Annotated in this window: 12 protein-coding genes and 1 pseudogene; 7 read left to right on the top strand and 6 right to left on the bottom strand. The window is 42.1% G+C overall.

Going from position 1 to position 12,794, the window contains the following annotated elements; all coding sequences use genetic code 11:
- Nucleotides 1-355 precede the first annotated feature (355 nt).
- Together V7K76_RS28025 and V7K76_RS28030 are read left to right on the top strand one after the other, a co-directional pair.
- Complete coding sequence (locus V7K76_RS28025; RefSeq protein ID WP_334780243.1) at nt 356-1,927, top strand: CHAT domain-containing protein; 1,572 nt, start codon at nt 356-358, stop codon at nt 1,925-1,927.
- A gap of 146 nt (nt 1,928-2,073) precedes the next feature.
- A complete protein-coding gene (locus tag V7K76_RS28030) occupies nt 2,074-2,721 on the top strand; it encodes a hypothetical protein (protein ID WP_334780241.1) in 648 nt (215 codons plus the stop codon).
- A 389-nt stretch (nt 2,722-3,110) separates the two neighbouring features.
- On the opposite strand, the gene V7K76_RS28035 is transcribed toward V7K76_RS28030, so the two are convergent.
- The 4 genes and pseudogenes from V7K76_RS28035 to V7K76_RS28050 form a co-directional block, all read right to left on the bottom strand.
- Complete coding sequence (locus V7K76_RS28035) at nt 3,111-4,493, bottom strand: PrsW family glutamic-type intramembrane protease (protein WP_334780239.1); 1,383 nt, start codon at nt 4,491-4,493, stop codon at nt 3,111-3,113.
- 494 nt (nt 4,494-4,987) lie between these two features.
- Nucleotides 4,988-5,440: a nitrate reductase associated protein gene (locus tag V7K76_RS28040; RefSeq protein ID WP_334780238.1), complete on the bottom strand. Its 453-nt coding sequence runs from the start codon at nt 5,438-5,440 to the stop codon at nt 4,988-4,990.
- A gap of 57 nt (nt 5,441-5,497) precedes the next feature.
- Nucleotides 5,498-5,656: pseudogene (locus V7K76_RS28045) on the bottom strand (phosphate-starvation-inducible PsiE family protein); the annotation flags it as partial.
- Between the two features lie 141 nt (nt 5,657-5,797).
- Nucleotides 5,798-6,031, bottom strand: a complete 234-nt coding sequence (locus tag V7K76_RS28050; RefSeq protein WP_334780237.1) for a hypothetical protein — start codon at nt 6,029-6,031, stop codon at nt 5,798-5,800.
- Between the two features lie 48 nt (nt 6,032-6,079).
- On the opposite strand from V7K76_RS28050, the gene V7K76_RS28055 reads away from it, so the two are divergent.
- Nucleotides 6,080-6,493 carry a QcrA and Rieske domain-containing protein gene (locus V7K76_RS28055; RefSeq protein ID WP_334780236.1) on the top strand — a complete coding sequence of 138 codons (414 nt, stop codon included), beginning with the start codon at nt 6,080-6,082 and terminating at the stop codon, nt 6,491-6,493.
- A gap of 1,139 nt (nt 6,494-7,632) precedes the next feature.
- Entirely contained in the window at nt 7,633-8,490 is an 858-nt protein-coding gene (locus V7K76_RS28060) for a hypothetical protein (protein WP_335030263.1), read from the top strand.
- Nucleotides 8,491-8,699: 209 nt separating this feature from the next.
- On the opposite strand, the gene V7K76_RS28065 is transcribed toward V7K76_RS28060, so the two are convergent.
- A complete protein-coding gene (locus V7K76_RS28065) occupies nt 8,700-9,719 on the bottom strand; it encodes a FecCD family ABC transporter permease (protein WP_334953271.1) in 1,020 nt (339 codons plus the stop codon).
- A 629-nt stretch (nt 9,720-10,348) separates the two neighbouring features.
- Nucleotides 10,349-10,975 (bottom strand): 4Fe-4S single cluster domain-containing protein, encoded by a 627-nt coding sequence (locus tag V7K76_RS28070; protein ID WP_334953273.1) that lies wholly within the window; start codon nt 10,973-10,975, stop codon nt 10,349-10,351.
- A gap of 227 nt (nt 10,976-11,202) precedes the next feature.
- Here V7K76_RS28070 and V7K76_RS28075 point away from each other — a divergent pair, with 227 nt between their 5' ends.
- The 3 genes from V7K76_RS28075 (at nt 11,203) to V7K76_RS28085 (ending at nt 12,718) form a co-directional block, all read left to right on the top strand.
- On the top strand, nt 11,203-11,385 hold the full coding sequence (locus V7K76_RS28075) for a type II toxin-antitoxin system HicA family toxin (RefSeq protein ID WP_442936240.1): 183 nt from the start codon (nt 11,203-11,205) through the stop codon (nt 11,383-11,385).
- 28 nt (nt 11,386-11,413) lie between these two features.
- Entirely contained in the window at nt 11,414-11,644 is a 231-nt protein-coding gene (locus tag V7K76_RS28080) for a type II toxin-antitoxin system HicB family antitoxin (RefSeq protein ID WP_334953275.1), read from the top strand.
- Between the two features lie 111 nt (nt 11,645-11,755).
- A complete protein-coding gene (locus V7K76_RS28085) occupies nt 11,756-12,718 on the top strand; it encodes a hypothetical protein (RefSeq protein WP_334953277.1) in 963 nt (320 codons plus the stop codon).
- The last annotated feature ends 76 nt before the right edge of the window (nt 12,719-12,794 follow it).

The raw sequence follows: 12,794 nt of genomic DNA on the forward strand, positions 1-12,794 counted from the left end.
CAAGGTAAAAAAGTAGAAAATTTTCACCTTGGAGGATTTTTATTTGAAATTATCAAGAAAGTCAAGAGAGCAAGGGCAGTTCTTACTGGAGAAAAAGGTCTAAGGCTCCCACTGTTGCGTCAGCTTCCCACAGGCTACGAGAGTTCAGTAGCTCCAAACCAAGAGAGGTCGAATCCTATAACTAATTTACCCCTCCTGCCCCCAAGATGAAGTTAAAAGTCAAAAGTTAAAGGGCAAAAGAGAACTGATGAAGTCTTAATTCTTTTCTTTTTACTTTTTACTTTTAGCTTTTGACTTACTAGCCCCTGCCTCCTGCCTCATAACAATTGTTTTTAGCTTTTAGTTTAATGAATCCATGCCATCCCTGAATTTGGCGATCGCCCGTCTCCTAAACACTGGCACTGACAACTTCGCCATTTGGGTGGTCAAGGCTCCCTATCCCAGTGGCTACGTTTTACGTGACTGTGTATGGCCTGTTGAACTGACCCAAGTCTGGCAAGAATGGCAGCAGATGTTTGCTGGTCATGGTCGCCTTGATATTTCCCCTAACTCAACATCTCAAAGCAACCTATTCCCCATAGATTTAATTTCACCCCTTTCAGGTCAGACTACTGGCCCCTACAGCAGTCGTCTGATGCAATACTTGGGAATGAATTTATGGCGCTGGGTATTTGACGGACAAATTCTTGGGAGCCTAGAACGCAGTCGCGGTATTGCTATGGGTCAGCATACACGTTTGCGCTTTCGACTAGAAATTCGCGACCCGGATCTCATCGCTTTCCCTTGGGAAATTATGCAGCGTGAGCCTGGTCAATCTGCGATGTCTCTCTCGCAAGATTTGCTATTTAGTCGTACCAGCACTGAAGTTGACGCTTTACCCTATTTGCGAACTGACCAGGCTTTAAGTATTTTGCTAGTTTTAGGTCATGATGACAAACTGCAACTAGAACAAGAAGCCGCCATCTTACAGCAAATTCTTGCAGATACACCTGGTAATTCTCAAAGATACGCGCCTTGTGTAGTCAATCAACTCATTCAACCAACTCCACAGCAGTTGATTGATGAATTGGAAACCAAACCATACAATGTTTTCTTTTATGCTGGACATGGTTTGCCAGACCCAGACGGAGGGTTACTGTTTTTGCGACCAGAGATGCCCCTGAATGGCATAGAATTGGCGCAAGTATTGACGCGTACAGGAGTGAAGCTAGCGGTTTTTAACGCCTGTTGGGGCGCACAACCAGCTGCAATCAACCATCAAGCGATCCCTGCCAGCAGTTTAGCAGAAGTACTAATTCGTCATGGTGTGCCTGCGGTTTTGGGGATGCGCGATGAAATCGCTGACCACGAAAGCCACAGTTTTATTCAAGCCTTTACCGAAGCTTTGCGATCGCACAAGCCAATTGATGAAGCCGTAGCCCAGGCTAGGCAAGAGTTGTTAACACTGTATAAATTTAATCAACCTGCTTGGACTTTGCCTGTTCTTTACCTGCATCCAGATTTTAATGGCGAACTCATTAAGAATCTGGATGAAGGTATTACCGAACTTCCAGATACAGCCATTCCTGATGTCGGTTCCTCACTTCCGATTGCTTGTTTACGATCGCTTACTCCCAAAGGTAAAACCTGGTTACTGCGTCATGGAATTACCCGCATCGGCCGCACGAAAGAGAATGATATCGTCATCCCCGAACCATCTGTATCCAAACGCCACGCCGAAATCTTTTGCCGCAATACTCTTACGGATGCTACATTGGTGCGAACTTATTACTTGCAAGATTTTTCTACCTACGGGACAACCTGGTTTTTAGGGCCTAATGGTTGGCAACAAATCCTCCGAGAGGAAGTCCCATTGAAATCAGGAATGCAGGTAAAGTTTGGAAGTGCGAGGGGTGAAACCTGGGAGTTTGTGATTCAAGACTCCTAGCGGAGCTATTGCACAAATGGATTTTCATGTTAAGCATCAGCTTTTAAAATCTGTTTTTTGGAGAAAAATTCAACTTTTTTTTGCGGAAATCTCCTCTGAAAATTTGTAGTTGTCAATACCACCAAATAATCATCAGGTAAGAAAATATGGCTAACAAAATTAACGGCTCAGACACTTTCTCTTCTTTGCCATCTCAAATAGACTTAGAGTTATTAGAAGCCTTACTGGAACCAGAAGATGCTACCTATCCCTGGAATCCAGGTGATGATGAATCAGAAGCTTATTTTCAAGAACTCGAACAACAGTTCGGAATGGACGATTTGCTTGATGAAGAACTAACAAGGCGATCGCAAGATTTTTACGGACATCTAGACACACTTTGGTCTGGTATTACTTCGACGCCAGACTACAATGACACCCGGCAACAGGTAGTAGTGCTTAATCTTCAAGAAATATTACTTACTAATTTTGCTGCCTGTGTTCCTCAAACATTGCTCAACACCATTGCCACCAAAGCTGCTGAAATATTTGCGGCTCGTCAATTAATCAGCGATCAACTGGTTGAGTGCGTTCGGACAGTACTACCAGCTTGGGAAACAGAGGATCTGCTCGTTTTAGCTCGTCCTTTTGCCTATGCTATGCGAAGTAGTGAATCGCAAAATGCGGCATCTGCAATCAGTAATCTTCAAAATAGCGAGTGGACAGCTTTATCGGAAGTAGATAAAGCAAAAGTTAGTTTAGCGATCGCTTCTTATGCTTTCACACAACTCAACAACTCTCAGTCTGAGGTATGAATGGGGAATGGGGGGGGGTAGGGAATAGGGAGTAGGGAAAACTTTTCAGGATGGGTTGTGTTCGCGTAACCCACACTTTGCGTTCTCTCTGTTTAGAGGCATCTTTTGAAAAGATGTTGGTTTACCTTATGGAGAAGTGCAGAGAAAAAGCCAAAAATTAAAACTCTTATAATAAATTTTAATGGTTTTTATTTTTGTATTTACAGTTACTCCATAGTGAAGTAAATTTACGCTAATTTTGAAACTAGGACATCTATCCTAAGAGGTAAATATTGAAGCATTAGGAATTGGGAATTGAGCATTGGGCATTGAGCATTGGGCATTGGGCATTGGGCATTGGGCATAGGGAATTGGGAATTGGGAATTGGTTATTCTCTATCCCCTTACTCCTACTTTGGGCCTAGAAATCGGGTAGCAAAATTTTGCGATCGCGTTGGTGACAGCGCTCGTGCTTTGAGAATTGCCGCCATCAAAAAGGCGTAAGATAACACCCCAACAACTACTAACAGCAAGGCATTGATTGATCCTGTAGCATTCCACAGAGCGTGGAGCGCAGAGGCACTCAGATAACCAATAGAAAGAATTTGCCAACTCCTACTAGGTTTGAGGACAGCCAACCCAATAAAATAACCAAGGTAGCCACTATAAGCCATGTGTCCGGCTACAGAGCCTAAAATTCGGGGAATTAGGAGTTGTAAACCTGCTAGTTGACCAGCAGCACCTATACCCACCTGTTGCGTGACATTTTGAGTGATATCTGGCACATACTGACCGAGAGTTTCCAAGAGAGTGAAACCTACAGCAGAAGCCGTTCCCAAGAGAATACCATCTAGAGGTTCCCAGATACCGATGCGTTCCCGCCAAGGTGAAGACAACATTCTACCGATGGCAAAGGCCCCTAGTACAGGTAATGCCTTGAGTAATTCTTCCATCAAGCCAGCGCCAAAAAACATCCGCACCAGCAACTCTGTGAAGGTGATCGATTCTTGAGGTGTGGGCAAGCTTCCAGGCAAGATGCCGCGAAACACGAAGATAAATAGATCCAACACCGGACTGAGCAAAATCAGCATTGTGCCCAATGCTGTAGCCATTAGTACCCACCAAGGCTTCTGTTTACCGCAAAGTTGGTAAACAAAATAGTAGGCAGCGAAAGCGATATAACTTGCTACGATCACTTGATTAGCTTGGGGACGACCGACTGTAGCAAACATTAACACTACAAAGACGACGGTCAGTATTCCCGGTACGAGGTAAGCTTTACTAGTTAAATCTTTACCAGTAGAAATAATCGGAAAAAGCTGGGTGAAGCTAACAGAATCTGGCTGCTTTAATTGCGTGTGGTTGTGGTAGTTCGTCGCCGAAGGCAGTGGTGTCACTTGGTTCACTGTCGTCGCCGGAGTAATTGAGGTATACTCATACTCAAAAATATATTGCGGCCCATCAGCACCTAGAGAAATGCGATCGCCTGGGTGCAATTCCTGGCATTCATACAAGCGTTGTCCATTCAAATAAGTGCCATTAGCACTATTCAAGTCACAAAGCACCCAGCTAAATTTGCTATCTGGGGATAGAGAGAGGGGACGAACCACTGCATGACGACGAGATACCATTCGGTAGATCATGGCATCCAAGACAACTTGGCAGCTGGGGTCGCGTCCAATTACCATCTCTTTACTGGGGGGCAGTGAGTAGCGAGATTCTGCTCCAGAAGTTGCCCCATTACCAGACACTAGCCGCAGAAATGCATTATGTCTTGCGTTTTTGCCTGTCATCGATAAGAAGTGCGTTTCTAAACTAATTCTTCACCTAATTTGGCGGCGGGACTAACCTTGGCCACATTAACAGCAGCATTGCTAAATCCACTATAGCTTCACTTACTGCTAAGAAATTTAAAATTCTCGATGCAAAATTTCAAATTGTTTTACCTAATGTAAATAAGTATTCCACTTACTGAGAGTTTGTCATAAAGCTGACTTATTAGGCGGATAAATCAGATTGTATCATTACTATACTTTTGACATCCTAGCTGCAAATTAAATCCACAGCAGTTTATCAAAAAATAGTAGTTTTTACTGCATTCAGTGCCATTGCAGAAATATATAATTTTTCGCCGTCTGTTGTCGGTTGTTTTTGCTACTGATAATTGACTAATATTGTTGGGAATGGGGAATGGAGAAAGAAACTGCCTTGAAGATTGGGCTATTCCTGATGAATTGGGAGAGCTACTTCCGTCTTACGGCACAGTAGTTCACTGACTATTGACTAATTAAAGCAGATGGAATTCTGCGATCGCTCTCTTAAAGTTTTTGTTTTCATGTCCTGGCTGGCTGAGTTTAATCAAGGCAAAACGCTGTAATGGCGTTAAGGCTGCCCAATTTTGTTGTGTCAGGGTTACACCTATTTCTTGAGCTTTTTCCTGAAGGCTAATTGGTACTATGCCAGAGTCTAACCATGCGGGATGAGGCTCGATGGGCAATTTTTTTGCTGGTATACCAGTACGTCCGATAATTAACTGCTGGATATGATCGTGGTAAAACTGAATTTCCGTTTCTGTAGTGCAAGGTAATTCAACTAAAGCTTGACGCTCATCTGTCGTCATTTGGTTCCAGTCGGGCAATTTTAACTTGATGCCACAGGTATCTAATTTACAGCGTACCTGCATAGGAATGCAACGCAGGGAATCAACAAAATCTGCTTCAAATTGAAAGAAATCTGTCACGTCGCTTCGCTCCGAATTCAAAATTCAAAATTCAAAATTAATGAGCCCCACCAAATAAATAATAATTTTTCTAGCAACAGCAATTAAAGAAGTAACAATAACTAATTCAACTTGAAAAACGTGTTTTCGCAGATAGGCTGTAATATTCTCTAAGATTTCTAAGGCAATTAAAATATTTACAAATAAACCAAAAACATTATACAGTGTTGTGTTAATGATACAAATACGCTGGTAAGGGCTTGTCTTTGCCCATTGGTGTCAACTTAAGGCGAAACCGCTTGTCCGTCGGGAATTGAAATTCCCGTATAATAGCCAAAGTCATCTGAAGATGACTAAATATCGCCAAAAATCTCCAGTCTACTTCAGTATACTTAAGCTAAAAGCCCGATAATTTATTCCCTGGCGGGCATGGAGGGCAAAGTTGCAAAATTGTGCGCCTGTGCAAGATACTAGTACAACACGGCGTAAATAAACCAACCATTTAAAATAGCCAGAAAGCTTACAAAATAAGCATTCTTTCTTTTTACTTTTGCCTTCTTGTACTAGCGATCGCGCCAGTAAACCAGGGTTAATTGAAAATCTTTCTAGCAACGTTTCTGTTAAAACTTAGATTAAAACTTAGATATTATTTCAGCAACTATGAAACGTCGTGATTTTATCAATTGGGTAGGTTTGGGTTTGATTGCGAGTTCTCTACCTGTAGCGATCGCAGCTTGTTCTTCTCAAACAACTCCAGCATCTAAAGATTGGCAAACAGTAGGTACATCGGCAGAATTAGATAAAACAGGTCAATTGCTGGCGAAAGACTCACCCGCCGGGCCTGTGCTGGTAGTGGGCACATCTAAAGCCGCAAATCTGACTGCTGTTAACCCTACGTGTACTCACGCAGGTTGCACTGTAGTATGGAAGGCTGATGCAAAAAAATTCGCTTGTCCCTGTCATGGTTCAGAATTTGGGGCTGACGGGAAAGTGCAAAAAGGCCCAGCAAAAGAAGCACTGAAAACTTATGCTGCCAAAATTGAGGGTAATTCTGTTGTAGTCAAACTAAGCTAGTAAGTCAAAAGCTAAAAGTAAAAAGAAAAGAATTAAGACTTCATCAGTTCTCTTTTGCCCTTTAACTTTTGACTTTTAACTTCATCTTGGGGGCAGGGGGCAGATTAGATGAAGATACAGATGGAGGACTTGGAAAATTACCCTGAATTTCTTGAACGGGTTCACAACAGTTCGTAGCTATAAGATATAGCGCATTGGTGTCAACTTAAGCTGAAACTCCTTTAAAACCTCGTTCCCAGTCTCCGACTGGGAACGAGGCAATCACGCCAGATTTAAAACAAGGAATAGCGATCGCTTTAGCCGAATGGTAGATTTTAGCAATAACTGATAATAAAAGTATTCCTTAAGTCTCAAGTAAGACACACCTGGAGTATGAAGTTATAAGTTATCACGTGAAATAATATTGTGAAGTATTCTTAATAGAGTCTCAAGCCTTGGTAGCATCTGGCTGCTTATAGTTTCTAGTTCATTTATATCCAAATAGCCAAAAGCTAATGTCAAAGTAATTATATCTATTTCGGTGAAAATCCTGCTTAAATTAGCTATAACTTCTACTTCTTAATTAGGTCTATGGAAATAATTAAAGGTAATTAAAAGTTTATAGTATGTTTTTTATTTTGGCTAAGTAAGCTAAGTCTCACGGCTTTTAGAGATTTATCTAATTGCAACCTCTAAAAGATTCTATTGTTTTCACAGTCATAGACTAAAATGCAAAATTAATTCCTGCGATATAAATGGTTTTACACCTATGGTAGAAGTTAGATAAAAAATTAGCAGCTATTCTGTGTATAAGAAACAAAATAATTCAGAATGAGTAATTAAAACTTGGATAGAAGAGAATATAATTATTTTTAAATAAATATTAATTATTCTCTTCTATTGATTGTGAGCAAGCGACTTTGGTCGGGCGTTCGTAATTATGAATTAGTAATGACTGATTATGAATTATTTGACTTTCTCTGACCAATAGTAAGTTGCTGTGAGATATTCAAATGCTTTCAATTTTTCCAAAATAAGCTAGATGAAAGACTCCTCAACGCTGGTCGATATTTACCTATTTAGCAGTGGATTGGATAGAGAATATCGGCTTTGAAAATCAATCACCCACAGAAATCTAGAACATATAAGGAACCATAAGTATGAAGCCTTTGAATTTATCTAAAGCTGTTTTAGCTACTGTCTTTGCCATCAGTTTCGCCTCTGTGTCCTTGCCTCCTTCTGTTTTCGCCCAGAGTGGAGGTTCTGGCAGTGGAGGTTCTGGCAGTGGAAGTTCTGGCAGTGGAAGTTCTGGCAGTGGTGGCTCTAGCTCAGGTACTGGAGCTACGGGCAGTGGTACAGGTACTGGCACAACGGGCAGTGGTACAGGTACTGGCACAACGGGCAATGGTACAGGTACTGGCACAACGGGCAGTGGTACAGGTACTGGCACAACGGGCAGTGGTACAGGTACTGGCACAACGGGCAGTGGTACAGGTACTGGCACAACGGGCAGTGGTACAGGTACTGGCACAACGGGCAGTGGTACTGGTACTGGTACAACGGGCAGTGGTACAGGTACTGGTACAACAGGCAGTGGTACTGGTACTGGTACCGATAGTACAGGTACTGGAGCTACAGGCGGTGGTACAGGTACTGGCACAACGGGCAATGGTACAGGTACTGGATCTGGCACAATGGGGGGTGGTACAGGTAGTGGCACTGATACTACAGGTACTAACACAACAGGTTCTGATTCCACAGGTACTGGAACTGGTACAGGTACTGGCACAACAGGCTCTGATTCCACAGGTACTGGAACTGGTACAGGTACTGATGCTACAGGTACTAATAGGAATGCAGGCATCACAACATCTGAAAGAACTAGCGATCGCGGTTTCGATTGGGGTTGGCTAGGTTTGCTTGGTCTAGCTGGTTTAGGAGGACTAGCTCGTAATCGCGAAAAAGTCCGGGCTTATAGCGATCCTGATGAACTAACAACTCCTCGTTCTAGAAAATAGTATTCACCATACTCTAGGAGTGCGTAGCGGTCGTTTGTGCCCTCTGTGCCTCTTGCAAATCTGACGCGATCGCAGCCGTATACACAAGTTGTACGGCTATTTGCTTGAGGTTGTACAAAACCTTGGTTGATCAAATAGCTCCACCATTAGTCGTGTATTGACTCGTTTTATGGGTAGAGTATTCTGAATTCTGTATTCTGACTCCTGTTTTATAATTTATTAAAGCCAGCAGAACGACGATAAAGTAACCAGATAAACAACGGTGAACCCAACAAGGCAGTGACCGAACCTACTGGTAGTTCTACTGCTCCTAGCCTAGAGAGTAAATCTGCAAAAATCAGCAACCATGCACCTGCAAGGGCAGAAAGTGGTAAAACAAAGCGATGATCTGTACCAACGATGAGGCGGACACCGTGAGGGACAACAAGACCAACAAATCCAATCAAGCCACTGATGCTGACTGCACCTGCGGCTAATAGAGTGGCAACACCACCAATTAAAAGGCGCGATCGCGTTAACGAAACCCCCAAACTCACAGCCAAATCATCTCCTAAAGCCAGCACATTTACTGATCGCGCCAGTAAACATCCCCCAATCAATGCAACGATGATATAAGGGCCAGCCGTAGCAATTTCTTGCCAACCACGCCCATTAAGGCTACCAACTAGCCAACTGAGTGCAATTTGAATTTGACCGTCTTCAGCTAAAAGCAGCAATGTACTTTGTACAGCACCAAATAAAGAACTGATCGCTACTCCGCCTAAAATTAACCGCTCAACAGAAATTCCCGGCCCCGCACGACCGAGCAAAATAACGATCACAGAAGTCAAAATTGCTCCCATCCACGCTGCTAGAGGAATTGCGATCGGGAATATGTGCCACACGATCATCAGAATCACAATTAATCCTGCACCCGCTGAAATGCCCAAAATAAATGGATCGGCAAGACTATTGCGTAGCATTCCTTGTAGCAATGCTCCTGACATTCCCAAAGCTGCACCAACAATCAGAGCAGCAGTAATGCGCGGGAGACGTAAATCCCAGAGAATAGTCTGTTTAACCGGATCGCCTTTGCGGAGAATGGCTTGCCAAAATTCCGACATATTTAAGGGTACTGCTCCTTGAGAAAGCGATAGCCCTAGCGTTACCACCAGTGCTATACCAAGGAGTAAAACAGCCCAAAATACGCGGTGTTTAGTAAAAATTGTCTCAATTGGTCTAGTCAACATAATTCGTAATTAATAAAATTGAGGCACTATAGCGGTTCTCGTTTGGATGCAATACACAATAGGGCACAGCATTGCTCATTAGTGTCAACTTAACGCGAAACCGCTTATCCGCCGGGAATTGAAATTTCCGTATAATAGCTAAAGTCATCTGAAGATGACTAAATATCGCCAAGAATCTCCAGTCTACTTCAGTAGACTTAAGCTAAAAGCCCGAGAATTTATTTTTGAAGTAATAAGTAATAAATAATGAGTAATGAGTATTACTTATTACTCATTACTCATTACTCATTTATTTATTCCCTGGCGGGCATGGAAGCCAACAGATAAGCTATTTCCAGCTTAAGTTGACACCAATGAGCATTGCTGTGCCCCTACAAATGGTCTGTATTAGACATCTCCGAAAATAAATGTAGAGACGTAGCACTGCTACGTCTCTACAAGGACTCTGGATAACGCATATTTAATTTCTGGAGATGTCTATTCTATGCAATTAAGAACCGCTATATAGCAATCCTATTTGATTTGTGAAAATCACAAGACTCAGATCCCCGACTTCTTTGAGAAGTCAGGGATCTCTTTGTTCACGAATGATTTAGGATTGCTATATAATTTTTGTTACGAATTACGAATTATTCCGTCAGTTCCAGCCCACCTTGATAACCAGTGACAATGCGGCCACCATCCTTGAGGATGTGGATTTCTATCTGGTCGCTAGCCCAAGTAATTTGGTCTTGGAAAGCTGGGTTTAACACCCGAACCCTTTGATTGCTAGAAGAGACTGGAGAGTTGGGAGAATTAATTACTAGAGATTGAACAAAAGGCCCGTCAATCAGGATATCGAGTTGTTCTAACAATGCTTGTGAACCTGGTGGCGCGGATTGAGACTGTAACTGCTTAAGAGTGAATCCAGTAAAAGACATGACATTTAAGCCAGCAGCTTTTACCTTCTGAGCCAAAGATGCCAGTGCAGTAGCTTGCCAAAACGGTTCTCCACCAGAGAACGTTACACCTGTGTTGCGGGGATTGCTGAGAATATTTTCGGCAAGGGTATCAACAGCAATTAATTGGTTAGCCTCAAATGACCAGGAGTTAGTATTAAAGCAGCCAGGACACTCACGAAGACAACCTTGCACCCAAACGACTGCACGACAACCAGGGCCATTAACTTCTGACTGATCGACGTAACCCATAATATTGAGATAGCCTGGGGGAATTTCGATGAGTGCTAACGATGGGTCAGTTGGCTTAGTTTCCATCTCTTTAACTCCTTTTAGCCGTTGCCTGTTAACCGTTAACTATAGCTAATCTCCAATTATATAACCGTGAAAATTTGACTATTTAGTTAAGTAGCACCATAGTGATTTGATCTAAGTTTGCCCTGGAGGTTGGGGGAAGAGGCGATCGCCTTTGCAGAGAGAAATTAAGCGATCGCTTCCTCAAGTGGATAGACAATAATCAGTATGGCGATTTAGATTGAGGGTAAATGCCCAAGAAAATTAGAGATTTAAAAGCAATTTTGTTGAAGGCTGGGTTTTTCTATCGTCCTGCAAAAGGTAGTCATACGTTCTGGACTCACCCATTGATACCTGATGAACCAGTTACCATTGCTGGAAAGATGCAGACGATGCACCCCGATACTTGGAAAAGCAAGTCAATCGTGTTTTGAAACAACTAGAAAAAATAGAAGAAGAATAATGAGCGATCACTATAGTATGGTAATTCAATGGTCAGATGAGGATAATTGCTACTTAGCACACTTACCCGAATTCCCTTGGCAGCAATTCCACACTCATGGTAAGAGTTATGAAGAAGCCGCTAAACATGGGCAAGAGGTGATTCAATCTCTGATTGAATGGTATAAAGAGCAAGAAAAACCTTTGCCAGAGCCAATTACTTTTCCTCAGAAACCGTTAAAAGTGGCTTAAATCTTTTTAAGATACTCTGCACAAATATGGCGTTCGCTCTTTTGTATAAAAGAAGTGATACATCAAGGATATTGCTGGGAATACTGAGATTAAGTCTATTTTGCAACAACTATGGTTAATCCATTTACTCAGCGACCAGAACCACATTTGTTTAAGGAAGGAGATGCCTCGGATTACGAGGTATTTGAAGGTGAAGCAGGTACTTGGTGTACCCGCCATAGAGCTAGTGGACAGACAATTCAATCTGTTAGACCAGCTATTGATATGTTTAACATTGCTAATCTTGGAGTAAATATACTCAATCTTGGTGTAGGCATTTATAATTCTGTCCAACTTCACAAGATCAAAAAGAAATTAGACCGGAATCAAGAGCAGATTCAATCATGCGTTGAGAAGTTAGACAGAAATCATCAACAAGTTCAAGTATTCTCAGAAAAATTAGACCGAAATCATGAGCAGATTCAGTCATGTTTTAACAGTATTCAAAATGCCCTTACTGTTCAACACCGCACTCTTGAGTTATTAGTTTGTAATCAGTCTAACTTAGCACAGCAAATGAATATTCTCCGTGAGGAGATGCGTACAGGGTTTCAAAATGTTGTAGAAGAAGTTAAAGATTTAGAAGCTCGTAGGTGTAGAGAAGAGTTTCAGGCTCGAACTTTTCTACTACTCAAAACCTATGAACGATTTACCTATACAGTGCCTGAGTTACTAGAAGCAGATCCACTTATTCAAAGAGCCGAGGAATTAGAAGCTTGGCTGCGAACTCAACTTAATCGTATTGACATAGGCAAACCGGAAAGATTACCACTAATGGTGGCTCTTGCCTTTAGTGTCAGAGCAAAAGCTGATGCCTTTGAAGCTAAAGGAGGAGATTACACAAGTTTTGCTACTAAAGATATTGGTCTACTAATAAATCAACTGCGTGATGAGGCTCGCGCATTCTGTGAGGGACGCAGTTTATATACTCTTGGAGTAGAAATGCCAGAAATACTCTACCAATACGCCTTTTTGAATCGAAGTCTTTGCAAAGGGTATGAACTTCAGAAAAAAGTTAATACCAATTTAATATGAAGCTGCATAGAAAAGAGCTTCTAGAATAAAGTTATAAGAAGAGACAGAAATTACTTGCTCAAATGTAAGTTGGTCG

It is taken from the genome of Nostoc sp. (assembly GCF_036917975.1).
Taxonomy (GTDB): domain Bacteria; phylum Cyanobacteriota; class Cyanobacteriia; order Cyanobacteriales; family Nostocaceae; genus Nostoc.

What these genes read in the sequence shown, in the direction of transcription:
- V7K76_RS28060 (WP_335030263.1), top strand. Translation starts at nt 7,633, where the DNA reads ATGAAGCCTTTGAATTTATCTAAAGCTGTTTTAGCTACTGTCTTTGCC.
- V7K76_RS28065 (WP_334953271.1), bottom strand. Translation starts at nt 9,719, where the DNA reads ATGTTGACTAGACCAATTGAGACAATTTTTACTAAACACCGCGTATTT.
- V7K76_RS28080 (WP_334953275.1), top strand. Translation starts at nt 11,414, where the DNA reads ATGAGCGATCACTATAGTATGGTAATTCAATGGTCAGATGAGGATAAT.
- V7K76_RS28035 (WP_334780239.1), bottom strand. Translation starts at nt 4,493, where the DNA reads ATGACAGGCAAAAACGCAAGACATAATGCATTTCTGCGGCTAGTGTCT.
- V7K76_RS28055 (WP_334780236.1), top strand. Translation starts at nt 6,080, where the DNA reads ATGAAACGTCGTGATTTTATCAATTGGGTAGGTTTGGGTTTGATTGCG.
- V7K76_RS28070 (WP_334953273.1), bottom strand. Translation starts at nt 10,975, where the DNA reads ATGGAAACTAAGCCAACTGACCCATCGTTAGCACTCATCGAAATTCCC.
- V7K76_RS28030 (WP_334780241.1), top strand. Translation starts at nt 2,074, where the DNA reads ATGGCTAACAAAATTAACGGCTCAGACACTTTCTCTTCTTTGCCATCT.
- V7K76_RS28085 (WP_334953277.1), top strand. Translation starts at nt 11,756, where the DNA reads ATGGTTAATCCATTTACTCAGCGACCAGAACCACATTTGTTTAAGGAA.
- V7K76_RS28025 (WP_334780243.1), top strand. Translation starts at nt 356, where the DNA reads ATGCCATCCCTGAATTTGGCGATCGCCCGTCTCCTAAACACTGGCACT.
- V7K76_RS28075 (WP_442936240.1), top strand. Translation starts at nt 11,203, where the DNA reads ATGCCCAAGAAAATTAGAGATTTAAAAGCAATTTTGTTGAAGGCTGGG.